This is a genomic window from Methanobrevibacter arboriphilus JCM 13429 = DSM 1125, assembly GCF_002072215.1.
GTDB classification, from domain to species: domain Archaea; phylum Methanobacteriota; class Methanobacteria; order Methanobacteriales; family Methanobacteriaceae; genus Methanobinarius; species Methanobinarius arboriphilicus.
Genome location: NZ_JXMW01000003.1, coordinates 81,245 through 98,073, shown reverse-complemented (window position 1 = coordinate 98,073; position 16,829 = coordinate 81,245). Strand labels below are relative to the sequence as shown.

Annotated in this window: 10 protein-coding genes; 2 read left to right on the top strand and 8 right to left on the bottom strand. The window is 29.0% G+C overall.

Features of this window, described 5'->3' with window-relative positions; translation table 11 throughout:
* Window positions 1-36: 36 nt before the first annotated feature.
* Window positions 37-720: a DUF166 family protein gene (locus MBBAR_RS02190; protein ID WP_249025009.1), complete on the top strand. Its 684-nt coding sequence runs from the start codon at window positions 37-39 to the stop codon at window positions 718-720.
* A 159-nt stretch (window positions 721-879) separates the two neighbouring features.
* Here the strand turns inward: MBBAR_RS02190 and MBBAR_RS02185 are convergent, their stop codons facing one another.
* The 5 genes from MBBAR_RS02185 to MBBAR_RS02165 form a co-directional block, all read right to left on the bottom strand.
* The gene (locus MBBAR_RS02185; protein WP_080459648.1) at window positions 880-2,037 is read right to left on the bottom strand and encodes a site-2 protease family protein; all 1,158 of its coding nucleotides are present in this window, start codon (window positions 2,035-2,037) and stop codon (window positions 880-882) included.
* A 252-nt stretch (window positions 2,038-2,289) separates the two neighbouring features.
* A complete protein-coding gene (locus tag MBBAR_RS02180; RefSeq protein ID WP_080459647.1) occupies window positions 2,290-3,525 on the bottom strand; it encodes a molybdopterin molybdotransferase MoeA in 1,236 nt (411 codons plus the stop codon).
* A 125-nt stretch (window positions 3,526-3,650) separates the two neighbouring features.
* Window positions 3,651-5,873 carry a phosphoribosylformylglycinamidine synthase subunit PurL gene (purL, locus tag MBBAR_RS02175; protein WP_080459646.1) on the bottom strand — a complete coding sequence of 741 codons (2,223 nt, stop codon included), beginning with the start codon at window positions 5,871-5,873 and terminating at the stop codon, window positions 3,651-3,653.
* A 72-nt stretch (window positions 5,874-5,945) separates the two neighbouring features.
* A complete protein-coding gene (ileS, locus tag MBBAR_RS02170; RefSeq protein ID WP_080459645.1) occupies window positions 5,946-9,434 on the bottom strand; it encodes an isoleucine--tRNA ligase in 3,489 nt (1,162 codons plus the stop codon).
* A 345-nt stretch (window positions 9,435-9,779) separates the two neighbouring features.
* Window positions 9,780-10,985: a methionine adenosyltransferase gene (locus tag MBBAR_RS02165; RefSeq protein WP_080459644.1), complete on the bottom strand. Its 1,206-nt coding sequence runs from the start codon at window positions 10,983-10,985 to the stop codon at window positions 9,780-9,782.
* A 583-nt stretch (window positions 10,986-11,568) separates the two neighbouring features.
* On the opposite strand from MBBAR_RS02165, the gene MBBAR_RS02160 reads away from it, so the two are divergent.
* A complete protein-coding gene (locus MBBAR_RS02160) occupies window positions 11,569-11,955 on the top strand; it encodes a DUF192 domain-containing protein (RefSeq protein ID WP_346218170.1) in 387 nt (128 codons plus the stop codon).
* A gap of 165 nt (window positions 11,956-12,120) precedes the next feature.
* On the opposite strand, the gene MBBAR_RS02155 is transcribed toward MBBAR_RS02160, so the two are convergent.
* The 3 genes from MBBAR_RS02155 to MBBAR_RS02145 all read right to left on the bottom strand — a co-directional run bounded on the left by MBBAR_RS02155 (window position 12,121) and on the right by MBBAR_RS02145 (window position 16,600).
* Complete coding sequence (locus tag MBBAR_RS02155) at window positions 12,121-12,825, bottom strand: dihydromethanopterin reductase (acceptor) (RefSeq protein ID WP_080459642.1); 705 nt, start codon at window positions 12,823-12,825, stop codon at window positions 12,121-12,123.
* 36 nt (window positions 12,826-12,861) lie between these two features.
* Window positions 12,862-14,130 carry a serine hydroxymethyltransferase gene (glyA, locus tag MBBAR_RS02150; protein WP_080459641.1) on the bottom strand — a complete coding sequence of 423 codons (1,269 nt, stop codon included), beginning with the start codon at window positions 14,128-14,130 and terminating at the stop codon, window positions 12,862-12,864.
* Window positions 14,131-14,623: 493 nt separating this feature from the next.
* Entirely contained in the window at window positions 14,624-16,600 is a 1,977-nt protein-coding gene (locus MBBAR_RS02145) for a CoB--CoM heterodisulfide reductase iron-sulfur subunit A family protein (protein WP_080459640.1), read from the bottom strand.
* Window positions 16,601-16,829: the final 229 nt, after the last annotated feature.

The window sequence follows — 16,829 nt, the reverse complement described above, 5'->3', positions numbered from 1 at the left end:
TAAAAACATGATAAAAACCAAATTTAAGAGGATATTATGAATATCAATATAGGTATTATCAGAGATGAACCCCATCTTGGAGAAAGAGCATTGAAGACTATAGAAAAAAAGTTTAATGTAGAAATGGTTAATATAGAATCTCCAAAAGGAACATTCATAGATGATATAAACATTGATAAAAATACCCTTGAAAAATTAAAGAAGTTTGATTTATTAATAACTTATATAAAACAAGCCGATATGGTCATGGAAATTGTAGAAAAGTTGCATGATAAAGTTGCATGGATAATAATCGGAACTTGGCGAGGTGAAGGGTTTAAAAATCAACTTCTAAAATATGAAAATGTTTCTGTTCCTGATGCAATGTGTGAATTAGAAATAGGTAAAAAAAATCCAGTTTTTGATGAATTCACAAGTGTGTTTGGAAAGCCAAAAATAAAAATAAACTGCCAAGGAGAAAAAATAGCTGAAATTGATGTTATAAGAGGATCACCCTGTGGGGCTACCAATTTTATGGCTGAAGATATTCTAGGAGAAAATGTAGATGATGTAGAAAATTTAGCTAAAAAAGCAGGTCTTCGAATTCAACATTATCCTTGTAGAGGGCATAAATTACGATTATTTGCAGACGAAGAATCCCATAAACAGTTAGCATCTCAACTACATTATGAATCAGTGAAAAAAGCTTTAAAAAATGAAAAAAATGAAAATAAGAAATAATATAAAGTAATCAATAAATTATTAAAAAATAAATGAAAATAAAATCAATACATAAAAAATATTAGAAATGTAAATAAATAAAAAAAGAAATTTCATTTTTAAACTTATAAAAATAAAATTTTATAAATTTTTATAAATTATATTAAGATATAAATTATATTAAAATAATCCTCCAGTTAAGCCAGCGATTAGACTTATAGCTATTATAAATATCATGAAAGAAGATATAAGGACTATTATAGGTTTTACAATATTTTCAGATAATTTATAGTCTAAAAGCTCTTCAAGTAAATGTCCTCCATCCAATGGTTTCATTGGAAGAAGATTAAACAAGCCAATAGCTAAATTAAGGAATGCAATCCAATTAAACAATTCTAGAAGTGAAAACCAAATCCAAGGAAGTGTATTTCCATAAGTATCAGCTACATTATCATTAATTTGGTAATTTTTAACAGCTTGAACCCCCATATAACCAAGAGAATTATTATTAGGATTTTTACCAGCTTTAAAACTATAGTTTCCCCTGTCCGTCGTGACATTAACAGTTTCATCTGGTTTTAAAGTAGATAAAGCACTTGAATAAGCATTTCCATCTGTAACATTTACTCCATTTAAAGACTCTATTATCATTCCAGTTTGTAGAATGTTATAGGCAGGAGTTCCTTCAAGAACTCTTTCTATTTGAATCCCATCCTCATGAAATGTTTCAGGAATAACAAAAGATGAAATAGACATCGTAATTAAAAATGCTACTACAAAAAGAGATATGTTGGCTATCGATCCAGCAGCATAAACTCTCATTCTTGAAGTTTTTTCAGCTTTTTTCATATCTTCTTCATCAGGTTCAACAAAAGCACCTGGAAGAACAGCAAATAACAATAAACCTATTGATTTTATGTTGATTTTTTCTACCCTAGATAAAATTCCATGAGAAAATTCATGAACAATTAATACAGTTGCAAGAGCAACTATCCCATAAGCAAATGGAATATATATTGGAGAACCAGGAATTTCAACTCCAGGAATAACAAGGGAAACAGAAGGAGTTTCAAATACTGTTGAAAGAGATGAAAGAAGTAAATAAGTCATTACAATCATAGCGCCAAAAGAAATGAAAATACCAACATTCATAAACCATCGCCAAAATTTTGGAGAAATATTAGCTAATTTATTTATAAATCCTCTAAGTCTTTTGGTTTTCCACATTAACAGTGGAAAATTTACTTCTAATCCATGATTAGTAAGTTTATTCTTAAAAATTAGGGCAATAGCCCATATAATTGCAAATGCTATTGCGTAATACCATAAACCATTCATTATTTCACTCTTTATCAAAAACAAATCTAATAGATCTGATCTAATAAATTTAAATAAATCTAAACTATATAGATCTACATAAACCTAAATAAATCTACACAAATTTATTCTAATTAACATGTTAACATTATTAATATTTGTTATTAGTAATCCTATTATTTAAAATAGAACTACTAAATAAAAAATTATTATAAAAATTATTTGAGAATTGTTATAAGAATTATTATAAAAGTTATTTTTAAATATAAAAAATTATTTATTCCAATTCATAGATTCAAAAAAGACCACATCTACAATTTCATCTTTAGAAATACCTTCCTGATTTTCATCAACAATAATATAAGAATTAGCTTCAATCATAGACCTAAGAATTCCAGAACCTCTACTTAAAACAGCTTTGACTTTATCATCATCAGCATAAGATCTAATAAAATCAGTACGTCCCAAGTTAGAATATATTTTAACATCAGCCCTTCTTTTCTCTTTTCTAGGATTAAATTCAATATTTTGCATTTTAAATAAGAAATTTCGAACTAAAGCATCAAATTGACCCATTGCCGCTACTGGATAGCCAGATAACATGAATACAGGAGTATTAGCAATGATACCAAATCCAACAGGCTTTCCTGGTCTTAATGCAACGCCATGAAACAAAACATCACCAATAGAATCAACAGCATCTACAACAACATCACCTTTACTGATAGCTGTCCCTCCAGTTGTAATAATTAAATCATAGTCTTTAGAAGAATCTAATAAAGTTTTTTTAACTTCTTCAAATATATCTTTAGCAGAAACAACATCAACATGAACTCCACAACTTTTAATCATGGAAGATATAACATATTGATTTGAATTGATTATTTGGGCTTTTTCAAGTTTTTTAGTAGGATTGATCAATTCATTACCCGTTATAATCAATTTAACTTTAGGTATTTTATAAACTTCAATATTACTTATACCTGCAGAAGCTATAATTCCCATCTCTTGAGGTCGAATAATGGTTGAATCTTTAACCACTAAATCTCCTGATTTAATATCTTCTCCTTGAAAAGATACATTTTCACCAGGAGTAACTTGAGAATGAATTTCGATATATTCATCAGAAGATCCTTTAGAATTAGTGATAGTATATTCTTCCATTAAAACAGCATCAGCCCCATCTGGGATTGGAGCCCCAGTGGCAATTCTAATAGCTTCTCCAGAATTGATAATTTTATTGGAAAAATCTCCAGCACCAATTTGATCAATGATGTTTAGTTTTTTTATAGCATTTGGAGAAGCACCAAAAGTATCACTAGCAATAACAGCATAACCATCCATAGCTGATTTATCAAAAGGAGGAGAATCGTGAAAAGAATAAACTTCTTCTGATAAAACCCTTAAATATGAATTTTTTAAATCAATAATTTCTGTTTCCATAATTATCTGATTTTTATCAAGGATATCTAATGCATCCTTCATTGGAATTAATTCTGATAAAAACATGAATCCTCCCTAAACAATACAATTTATTATTGAAAAATATAAAAAATATAAAAACATAAAATATCTAGTATTATGTTATAAACTAAAATGTTTAGTATTATTTCATAAAATATTATGTGTCATGACTATGTCATATATTGTTCAATTACACCATTATATGCATCTTTTAAATCATTAACAAGTACATTAATATTATTATCATAACCACTTATTTTCAAAGAGTCTCCTTTAACTTCCCCAATACAAGCACAAGGAACATCTATATAATCTAAAACATTCTTTAATTCATTAGATTTAACTGTAACAAGATATCTTCCATGACTTTCTGAAAATAATAAGTTATTATCATTAATATCTTCAGAATTTTCAATAGGAATATTAGATAGATCGACTTCAGCCCCAATACCACCTGATATTGCCATTTCAGAAAGAGCAATAGCAATTCCTCCTGCAGAACAATCATGAATCGCAGTTACAGTATTATTTGAAATATTTTCAACACTATTAAATTCACCATTATCATTAGCTAAAAGTTTTAAAATAGACTTTGAAGATTTTATTTCATTATCAATTCTAATTTTAGGAGCTTCACCTTGTTCAAGACCATGAACAGCTCTATGATATTCAGAACCATCAATCTCATCATAAGTTGCACCAATAATTAAAATTTTATCTCCTTCATTTTTAAACTCCATAGTTCTAATATTATTAAGGCCAGCCACACCAATAACACCTACAGTAGGAGAAGGATTAATTTTAATGCCTTCAGTTTCATTATAAAAGCTTACATTACCACTGATAACAGGAGTTTCAAATTTTTCAGCTAAATCTGCCATTCCTTGAACACATTGTTTAAATTGCCAAAGTATCTCAGGATTTTCAGGATTTCCAAAATTCAAACAATCAACAACAGCATAAGGTTCTGCCCCCATTGAAACAACATTCCTAATTGCTTCAGCAACACTTCCAGCACCACCATCATAAGGAGAAAGCTTAGTATGAATACTATTACAATCACAACTAAGAACAACCGCATTTTCATCATCTATTTTAAGTACAGCAGCATCATCACCAGGCTTTACAATAGTTCTAACTTGAACTTCATGATCATATTGTTTATAAACCCATTTTTTAGTAGCTATGTTGGGAGAAGACAATATTTTTAATATAGATTGATCAATCGGTGGATTTTCAACAGCTACATAGTTTCTATCTTTTTTTGGAGTTCTTATTTCACGATTTAAAGAAGGAGGGTCAGCAAGAAGAACAGCAGGCATATTAGCTATTATCCTATTGTCTCCATTAACATCTTTTTTAGTAGTGTCTTCAACAACCATCAATTTCGTATCAGTAACTTCACCAATAATAGCTCTTGGAAGTTCATACTTATCACAAATAGCAAAAGCTTCATCTACATATTTTGGATTAATAACAAAAACCATTCTTTCTTGAGATTCAGAAAGCATAACTTCATAAGGAGTCATACCGTCTTCCCTTAAAGGAATTGAATTTAAATCAACTAAAGCACCATTTCCACATTTATCAACAAGTTCAGAAATACAACAGGTTAATCCTCCACCACCAAGATCTTTAACTCCAGCAACATCGATATTTTCAAGTATTTCCAAAGAAGCTTCTAAAACTTTCTTTTTTGTAAAAGGATCTCCAACTTGAACAGCAGGCCTATCTTCAATTTCACTATCAGATGTAAGTTCTTCTGAAGCAAAGGTAACACCATGTATTCCATCCCTACCAGTTAGTCCACCCATTAGCAAAAAGACATCTCCTATATTTGGAGCTATTCCTTTAACTATATTATCTTTTTCAACAATTCCTGCACACATAACATTTACAAGAGGATTTGTTCTAAAAGATTCATCAAATTCAACTTCTCCACCAACTGTTGGAACACCAACACGATTACCATAATCAGAAATTCCTTTTACAACATGTTCAAAAAGATATCTAGATTTTTGATCCTCAAGAGGTCCAAAACGAAGAGAGTCTAAAAGTGCTATTGGCATTGCTCCCATTGAAATAATATCTCGAAGAATCCCACCAATTCCTGTTCCAGCACCACCATAAGGTTCAATAGCTGAAGGATGATTATGACTTTCAATTCCTACTGCAAGAGCTAACTTATCAGTTATAGAAACCATTCCAGCGTCATCACCAGGACCTAATATAATGTTTTCCCCTTCAGTAGGGAAAAGTCCAAGTATTGGCCTACTACTTTTATAAGAACAATGCTCAGAAAACATTATATCTAACATTCCCTCTTCCAACTCATTAGGACTTCTTCCAAGCATTTGTTCAATATAATCAATTTCAGAATCTGTTAAAGTCATTAAAAACACATACTCCCTATAAAATTGTTTTTGAATAATATTAATATATTATTAAGCTTCAGCTTTAATAATTTAAACTTCAATTTTAAGAATAATATTTTCATTTTCTATTTTCCACTCTTTAATATATTGTTTTTTATATTTATTATCTTTATTATCATTATCATTTATAGAAGTTTCATGAATATTTTCAAACAAAATATTATTAGCTCTAACTTCATTTGAGATAAAATGAATTTGAGATGCTATTGTAGTTTTAAAGTCTTCATCAGCATCAACAGCAACATTAATATTAGCTTCAACATCTAAATCCATATCTTTCCTCATATCTTGGATTCTTCTAATTAATTCCCTTGCCATAGCTTCAGATAGTATTTCTGGAGTAATTTGAGTATTAACAAAAACATTTCCTCCATCAAAATCAGAACTAACAATCTCTTCAGGAAGTTCATTATCAAATAAAACATCTTCAACTGATAATTCAATTATTTTAATATTTTCTTGTTTTTCATTATTAGAATCTTTTTTATTATTAGAAATAGAAATATTAATCTTTCCACTAGTTTCTAATTCAGATTTAATCTCATTTCCATCATTTTCAGCTAAATATTTCTTAACAAAACCCATATCTTGTCTAAGTCTAGGTCCAAGAGTTTTTAAATTTGGTTTAGCTATGTATTTAATATTTTCAAACTCTTTTGAAGTGATTACTTCTTTAGTATTAGACTGATCTTTAATAACGGATTTAAGATTATTGACAGCCTCAAAAACAAAATTATCATCAGAAACAACCGTGATATCACTTACAGGCCATCTTAATTTATATTTAGCTACATCTCGTGCTCTTGCACTAGCTTCAATAATTTCTCTTACAATGTCCATTTGATTTTCAAGATCAACATCAATTAGATTTTCATCATAATCCCAATCTTCCATATGAATACTTAGCTTCCCATCAGATTTAGTACCTTTAACTAAATTTTCATAAATTTTTTCAGATATATGAGGAGCTATTGGAGCTAAAACTTTAATTAAAAGTTCAATTGCAGTATATAGCCCATAATATGCACCTAACTTATCAGGATCATCTTTTTCAACCCAAGTTCTACCTCTTATAAGTCTTACATACCAACGACTAAGATCTTCCAATATAAAACTGTTAATCTTTCTTGTAGCTTGATGGAAAAATGCATTGCCTAAATCCTCTTCAACATCCCTTAATAATGAATTAGCTTTAGAAATAATCCATTTATCTTCATCTCGAAGAACAACACTATTTTCATCATTTAAATCACACTTTTCTGGATTAAAATTATCAAGAGACATATAAGTTGTTGAAAAAACATAAACATTCCAAAGAATATTAAACATCTTTTTTATATTATTAAGCTCGTCCCAAACGAATTTGAGATCATCCCAAGGCTTACTTGCCCATAAAAGATAGAATCTTAAAACATCTGCACCATAATCTTCAATAACATCTTCAGGTTGAACAACATTTCCAAGAGATTTACTCATTTTCTTGCCCATTTCATCAAGGACAAAGCCATGCATTAAAACTTTTTTATAAGGTACTTGATCAAATGCAATAACACTAGTACCAAGTTGTGAATAGAACCAACCTCTTGTTTGGTCGTGCCCTTCAGTTATAAAGTCATATGGGAACCATTCATCAAACATGTCCTTTTTTTGAGGATAATAAAGAGATGCCCATCCAGCTACTCCTGAATCAATCCAAACATCTAATACATCAGGAATACGTTTCATATCACCATTACATATATTATTTAGATCATCAGACTCCACTTTATCATTGCTATTACAATCACACCCAAGTGAATCACATTTAATAATTATTTCATCAACATAAGGCCTATGAACTAAATCTTCATCATTAGCTTTAATTTCATTGATAGAATTATCTTTTAATTCTTTTACAGATCCAATAACCTTTATATTTCCACAATCTTCACATACCCAAACAGGAATAGGAATTCCCCAATATCTTTGTCTTGAAATTGTCCAATCTTTTGCATTATCAACCCAATCATGGAATCTTCCTTCACCTGCCCATTTAGGAATCCATTCAACTTTTTCAATTTCAGATAGCATTTTGTCTTTAATTTCGGTTATTTTTAGAAACCATTGCTCTGTAGCTAAATAGATAATTGGAGTTTTACATCTCCAACAAGTTCCATATCTATGTTCTATTGTTTCTTCCTTAAATAAAAGATTTTTCATCTTTAAATCATTGATAATATTTGGATTTGCACCTTTAACAAATTCTCCAGAATATTTGCCTCCAAATTGAGTGAAATTCCCTTCTTCATCAACTGGACAAAATATTGGAAGATTAAACTGTTTTCCTATTTCAAAATCGTCAGGTCCATGACCTGGAGCAGTATGAACGAGTCCAGTTCCTTCTCCAAGCTCTACATGGTCTCCTGGTAAAATTGTGTGAACATTAGATGAATATTTATCTTCATTATCTTCATCAAATTTCTTTTGTTCGGGAATTTCATCTAAAAGAGGATATACATAAGATAAACCTTCTAAATCAGAACCTTTAACGATTTTTATAACTTCATATATAGGTTCTCTAATTTCTTCAACTTCTTTAATAGGTTTTCCATTTTCGTCTACTTCACCAGTATCTTTTTTAATATTTGTTATTTTTACAGCTGGACCAAATATTGTTTCAACTAAATCACTAGCTAAAATTAATATTCCTTCATTATTTAATATTAAATCGTTTGATATTTTATCGCTTTTTATCTCATTGAAAAATTTAACAAATGAATAATCAAAATCAGGATTCATACAAATAGCCAAATTAGCTGGAAGTGTCCAAGGAGTAGTAGTCCAAACTAAAAAATACTCTTTTAATGCATCAGGATTACTTTTTTTGTCTAATATGGGTTCTGTTGATGGGAATTTAACATATATTGAAGGGTCAATTTTATCTTCATAGTCTATTTCAGCAGCAGCTAATGCTGTTTCACATCTTGGACACCAACTAATAACTCTTTTATCTTTTAAAAGAAGATCTTTTTCATGTGCTTTTTTAAGAGTCCACCAGCAAGATTCCATGTACTTTGGATCAAAAGTCACATAAGGATTATCCCAATCCATCCATACTCCAAGATCTTCAAATTGACTTGTCATTGCATCTTTATTTTTCAATGCAAATTCCTTACATTTTGAAACAAAATTAGCTATTCCAATATCTTCTTCAATCTGTTGTTTATTCTTGATATTAAGTAACTGTTCCACCTTATGTTCAATAGGAAGACCATGAGTATCCCAGCCAGCCTGTCTTCTTAATGAATAGCCTTTCATTGACTTAAATCGAAGATAAGTATCCTTAATAATTTTATTCCAAGCTGTTCCAAGGTGTATTTTACCACTACAATAAGGAGGACCATCTAAAAAGGAATATTTTGGACCTTCTTCCCTTAATTGGTTTGTTTTAGAATAAACTTGATTTTTAATCCATTCCTCTTGGACTTCTTTTTCTATTTTTTTATGTTCATATGATTTTTCTGCCTCTTTTATTGGCATTAGAATTCTCCTTATAATAATGAGTTAAATAAACTTATGATTTAAATAAGCTATATAATTAAATAAACTATATAATTTAAATAAGATTTATTAGTTAAATAAACTTAAGCTAAATAAGCTATATGATTTAAATAAGTTTTATGATTAAATAAGATTATTAAATAAAATTTATAATTAATAATTAAACATTATGGAATAATTAATATTTGCTTATGTGATTAAACTTGCTTAAGTGATTAAACAAAATGTAAAAATAAAACTAAAAATAGATTTAATAATATTAAAATAATGGAAAATAAAAAGGTAGATTATCTTTGTAACCTACAATTTAATTAAACAATATTCTTAAAATGTTCTTGCTTTGCCTTTTACAACGTTTTCGGTTATAGTTGATATATTTTCAAGCCAACTATCCATGACAGAAGCAACTTTTTTACTAACATCATCCATTTTATATCCATCTTCAAGAATTATTTGAGAAGTTGCAGCCTTAGGTTGATCAATAGGTTTGCCAATTTGACTTAAAATCATTATATTAATCTGTTTTATTCCTTCAACATGGTTAGCTATATCATTAGCCATTTCATTAGATAAAATATTATAAATTTTACCAACATGATTTATAGGATTTTTACCAGAAGTTGCTTCCATAGACATTGGTCTATTAGGAGTTATAAGACCATTAGCCCTATTACCTCTACCAACAGAACCATCATCACCCATTTCAGCAGAAGTTCCAGTAACTGTTAAATAATAACCTTCTTCACCCTTAGCATTATCATTATCAGCAGTATTTACAAATACTTCAATCTCCCTATCTGTAACTTGGCTAGCTATATCAAAAGCTACATCTTTCAAGCCTTCACGGACAGATATATATTCTTCACGGTCAGCAACATATTTTGAGACCATAGCACATGCAATAGTCAAAGTAATTTTATCATTATCACGAAGGCCCATAACTTTAATATCTTCACCAACAGCAGGATTTTTCTTTGTAAAAGCTTTAGAATTTAATAATTCTTCAATAGCTAAGACTATAGTTTCAACTTCTGAAAATGGAGCATAACCTACACCAAAAGAAGTATCATTAGAAGAAGGTGCACCATCTCGTTTAAACACATCGACAAGGTCTCCTGAACCATGTCCTATTTTACATTCAACTACAGCATGAGATTCTACTTCAAGATTAGGAATATATTCATCTAAATAAGCTTTAGCAGCATCAATAGCTACAACATCAACTGGTAACTTTTTACCTTCATATTCAGAAACTCCACGACCTGTAAGAAGGAAATCAATAGGTTTAATTATATCTCCTCCACCAAAAATAGGATTCGATTCACCAGCAGTTATTTGAACTTCATCAGTATTATGGTGGAGTACTCCTCCAAATTCATCCATATAAAGTTTACAAAGAGCTCGACTTACAGACTCTGCAATTCCATCACTAATACTGTCAGGATGACCAATTCCTTTCCTTTCTACAATTTCAATGTCTAATTTTTCTATTGGTGTTTGGTTGAGCTTTTCAACAATGATATTTCTCATAAAAACCCTCACATAAGATTTTAGTAAAGTATTAAAGATCAATCTATTTTTTAATTTTAGTATTAATTTTAGTATTAACCTTAAGATTTAAATTTTAAGATTTAATAGTTTAAATAGTATATATAGATATAATTTAACTTTCCATATTATCTTTTTGATAAGATAATAAATAAATGTTAGTATTATAAGTATTAATAATATAAAAATTAATAATAAAATATAGAATATAATGAGATATATAACATAACAGGATTTAGTATGTGATAGATAATAAAATATAATATTATAATATCATGTAAATAATTAATTTAACTTCAATACTTAAAAGCTTTTATAAATTTTTTAATATTAATGAAAAATGAAAATATTAATTAAAAATTTATGAATAGTATAAAAATTGATTAGTAATATAAAATTTAATTAATAATAGGAAAGTAAAAGTTAATTAATAATATGAAAGTTGATTAAATATGAAAATCAATTAATAATATAAAATTGATGAATAATAAAAAATTAATTATATATAAAAATTGACAAATAATGCAATAGTCTATAAAAAGATAATTTATAGAAGGTGATTTAGATAAACAATAAAACTATTTTAATAAAAGAAAAAAAGAACCTCCAAGAAAAAATAGTTTTAGGTCCTATAAAATTTGCAAATGATTTTTTATCTAGATTCCAAGGATTGATGTTTAAAAAAGATTTAGAATATATTCTTGTTATAAAAACAGCTAATTCTAATGTTAAAATTTATTCTTCAATACATACATTCTTTATGCGAATAAATATTGATGTCATTTTTTTAAATGAAGAAAAAAAAGTTATAGAAACAGCACATATTTCACCCTGGAAGTTTTATAACCCCAAAAACAAAGCACATTATATTTTAGAATTAAAAGAAGGAAGTATTAAAAAATATAAAATAAAAATTGGGGATAAATTAGATTTTGTTTGTGAGTTTATATAATAAATATATTGATTATATTTTTAGATAACACCTATATACTAATAATTCTATTAATTATATTAGTTATAATTAATTGTATTGTTTATAATAGTTATACTGATTATATTTTTAGACAATAGAGCTATATTAGCTAATATATTAACTATAATACCTATATCAAGTATATTATAATATATTAGATATAAACTCAACAATTTCATTAGGATGTTTTAAAACATCTATGTCTTCCATTAAGACCAATTTATGAGTGTTTTCAATGTCTATTTCTCTCATATGAATAGTTATTAATTTTCCAGCTTTTATAGCATTAAATGAGCATGAATCTTGACAATCTCCACATCCAACACATTTAAGTAAATCAATTTCCTGTTTAGCTATTATCGCATCTTGAGGACAAGATTTAGCTGCTTCACACTCATCACAATCTGCACAGCTTTCAAGATCTAATTTAGATGGAAGAATTGTTTCAACATCACCTTCTTCCATGTCCACTGGAATAATAATAGTTTTAACTCCACCTTTTCCAGCTTGAGCAACAGAATTTGTAACAAGAGTATCAGAAATTCCATGAACTATTTTAGCAACAGTATTAGAAGTGGTAGGAGAAACAATTAAAAGATCATATTTTCCTAGAGAAAAACGTCCAGAAATAGGATAACTAAAACTTTGATCGCTTTCTAAAGCTAATTCTTTATAATATCCTCCTGTAATAGCAGCAACTCTTTCAAAGAGGCCGTACATATTTAGAACTTCTTCTCCAGCATTTGAAAGTAAAACTGTTATCTTATTATCCTTAGATAACTCTTCCATTACTGCAACACTTTCATCTAATAAATGTCCAGCTCCAGTTATTGCCCATCCAATACGCATTTTTAACTCCTATAATAAATTATTTCTAAATCAAAATTAGAATTGAATATATTTATAAGCTTCTGATTCTTCAAAAGCATAATGAACTTTAGTATAATCATTCATAAATTCACTAACTTCATCTTTAACATAAACTTTATCCATACAAACTCTCATTATAAATTCAGCTATATCAGACATCTGAGATTCTTTCATGCCTCTTCTTGTAATCTCTTGAGTACCCACTCTAATACCAGAAGGATCATCAGATCTATTAACATCATCCCATGGAAGGAGATTTTTATTTAAAATAATATTATTAGATTCTAAATCTTTAGCTAAAATAGATGCTCTACCAATATTAGAAACATCAAAACCTACTTGATGAGATTCTGTAAATCCTTGATCTTCACAAAGAACATTAAAACCATATTCATTTAAAGCTTGAGCTAAAGCTTTAGCATTTTTAATAGTTTGACTAGCATAATCTTCGCCAAATTCAAGCATTTCAGCTGTTGCTATTCCAAGTCCAGCTACATGATGAAGATGATGATTACTAACAACACCAGGGAAAACTGCCTCATCAATTTTTTTAGCATATTCTTCTTTAGTTAAAATAATACCTCCTTGAGTTCCAGGAAATGTCTTATGAGTACTACCCATCAAAACATCAGCACCTTCACGAAGAGGATCTTGGAATTTTCCACCAGCAATAAGACCTAAAACATGAGCACCATCATACATAATTTTAGCTCCAACTTCTTGAGCAGCTTCGTATGCTTCTTTAACAGGATGAGGGAAAAGGAATAAGCTACCACCGAAAAGAATTATTTTAGGCTTTATTTCAAGAATCTTTTTATTCATTGCATCAACATCAATAGTCATGGATTTTTCATCAAAGGGATGTTGATGTACTTTAAGACCTCTTATACCAGCAGCACTTACATTTGCATGACTAATATGTCCACCTACGGGAACTTCGAGAGCCATTATAGAATCTCCTGGCTTTGAAAAAGTAAAAAATGCTGCAAGATTAGCTACAACACCAGATGTTGGTTGAACGTTTACATGTTCTGCTTTATAAAGTTCTTTTGAAAGACGTATAGTAATTGATTCAATATCATCAATGTATTTACAACCTTCATAAAGTCTTTCACCACATTTACCTTCAGCATACCTATGAGAAAGATCTGAAGCCATTGCAGATTGTACTTGAGAGCTAGTTATATTTTCACTAGCAATGAGATTTATACTATTTTTCATCCAATCATTGTGGTCTTTCATCAATTTTTGAATTTCAGTAACATTACTTTCATTTTCAAACATTTATACACCTATATAACGAATATTAAAAATTAATACTTCTTGAAATTATATTTAATAATAAAAAATTTAATAATAAAACTTACTAGTAATTTATCAAAATGATAATTTTATAAATTTTAAGATATATCATATTAAGATATTTTATTTATATTAAAATATTATAATATTAAGATATATCAAAATATTTTAGTTAAGATTTTTATAAATATAACATTTTCATATTACAATTATTCTATATTATTTTCTAATTATTTATAGTTTTAAAAATTTCAAAAATAAGGTCAAATTATAAAAAACAAATAAAATAAAAAAATTGAAAAAATTGAAAAAGTTAAAAAAAGTTAAATATAATTAGATATAACTAAGTATAGTTAAAAATAGCTAAATATAGCCAAATACAGCTAAAAAAAAACAAAGTAAAAACAAATAAATTCTTAATTGAATATTTTAAAAATAAATAAAAAAATAAAAAATGGAGAATAAATCTCCAGGTTTATTTACCATCTTCAAGAGCAGCTTCAATTTGTGCCATGATTTGGTCAGTTTTGAAATGATTTTGATCCATAGCTCCAGATGGACATGCAGCTACACAAGTACCGCATCCTTTACATAGTGCAACATTAACAGTTGCTTGATCATCTTCAATAGCTACTGCACCATATGGACAAAGTTCAACACAAACTTCACATGCTCCACAGACATCTACATCAGTAGTAGCAATAATAGGTTCAATTTCCACTTCACCTTTAACCATAGGGATCGCTGCACGTGCTGCTGCACCAGAACCTTGTGCAACTGCATCAGGAATATCCTTAGGACCTTGTGAAACACCAGCTAAGTAAACACCATCTGTTAAAGTATCAACAGGTCTGAGTTTTGGGTGAGCTTCCATTAAGAAACCGTCTCCACTCTTAGATAAACCAATAGTTTGTCTTAACTCTTCTGCTCCTTCAGGAGGTATAAGACCAACACTTAAAACAACTAAATCATAATCATATTCAGTTACTGTGTTAAGTAATGTATCTTCCCCTCTTACAGTTAAAGTTAAATCATCATTTTCGATAATTTCAGAAGGACGTCCTCTTAAGAACTTAATACCATATTTTTCTTGAGAGTTTTTATAGAACTCTTCAAATCCTTTACCGAAAGCTCTGATATCCATGTAATAAAGAGTTACATCAGTATCTGGTTCGTGATCTATAATCAATTGAGCATTTTTCATAGAGTACATACAACATACTCTTGAACAATATGGTTTACCAATCTTATCATCTCTTGAACCAACACAATGGATAAATGCAACACGTTTTGGAGATTCATGATCAGATGGTTTAATAACATGTCCTTCAGTAGGACCAGATGCATTAATCATCCTTTCAATTTCCATAGCAGTAATTACATTAGTATGAGCACCATAACCATATTCAAGTTTTTCTGTAGGATCATAAGGATCATAACCAGTAGCTACAATAATAGTTCCTACTTCTAAATCAATAAATTCAGATTCTTGGTCATGTTTAACTGCTCCACGTTCACATATTTGATCACAGAGTTTACATTCAATACAGTAATCCTTGTCGATAGTAGCACATAAAGGTACTGCTTGAGGGAATGGAATAAATGCAGCTTTGACCATACCAATACCTTCATCGAAGTAATTAGGCATTTCAATTGGACAAACTTCTACACAAGATCCACAGCCGACACAAAGCTCTTCATCAATATATCTTGGTTTTCTTTCAACTTTTACTTTAAAGTTACCAATATAACCATCTACTTCTCTTACTTCAGAGTAAGTTAAAAGTTCGATGTTTTCGTGTTTACCAACATCCACCATCTTAGGAGCAAGAATACACATTGAACAATCAAGTGTTGGGAAAGTTTTATCAAGTTGTCCCATTCTTCCACCGATGGTAGGTTGTTTTTCAACCATATAAGTTTGGAATCCCATATCAGCTAAATCAAGAGCAGATTGAATACCAGCTACTCCTCCACCGATAACCATAGCTTTATTATCCACAGACACAACAGAAGCTTCTAAAGGTTCTAAAAGTCTAGCTTTAGCTACAGCCATTCTTGTTAAATCTTTTGCTTTTTCAGTAGCAGCTTCTGGTTCACCCATGTGTACCCAAGAATCATGCTCTCTTAAGTTAGCAAACTCAAACAAGAATTGGTTTAATCCAGCTTCTCTAATACATCTTCTAAATGTAGGTTCGTGGAGCCTAGGAGAACATGCAGCTACAACTACTCTGTTAAGATTATGTTCTTTAATATCATCTTGAATTACTTGTTGTCCTGGGTCAGAACAATAATATTTATAATCCTTTGCAATAACCACATTAGGGAGTGTTTTTGCATATTCGGCAACTGCTGGGACGTCGACGACCCCACCAATGTTTACACCACAGTGGCAAACATATACTCCAATACGTGGCTCTTCATTTTCTATATCTCTCTTCTCTTCTGCCATTTATAATCACCTTGTACAAGTTGATGATATCTAATATTTTATAATGCCCTAAATAACCTTTAATAATCAATTTTTCAATAATTAATTATACTAAATTTAAAGAATATTGTTTAATACTAAATATTTTAAATTATTAAATAAAATTATTAACTAATATTTAAATTATTGACTAATTTATCATTAATTAATTTTTTATAATTTCAATTTATTAATATTTATAAAATCTTAG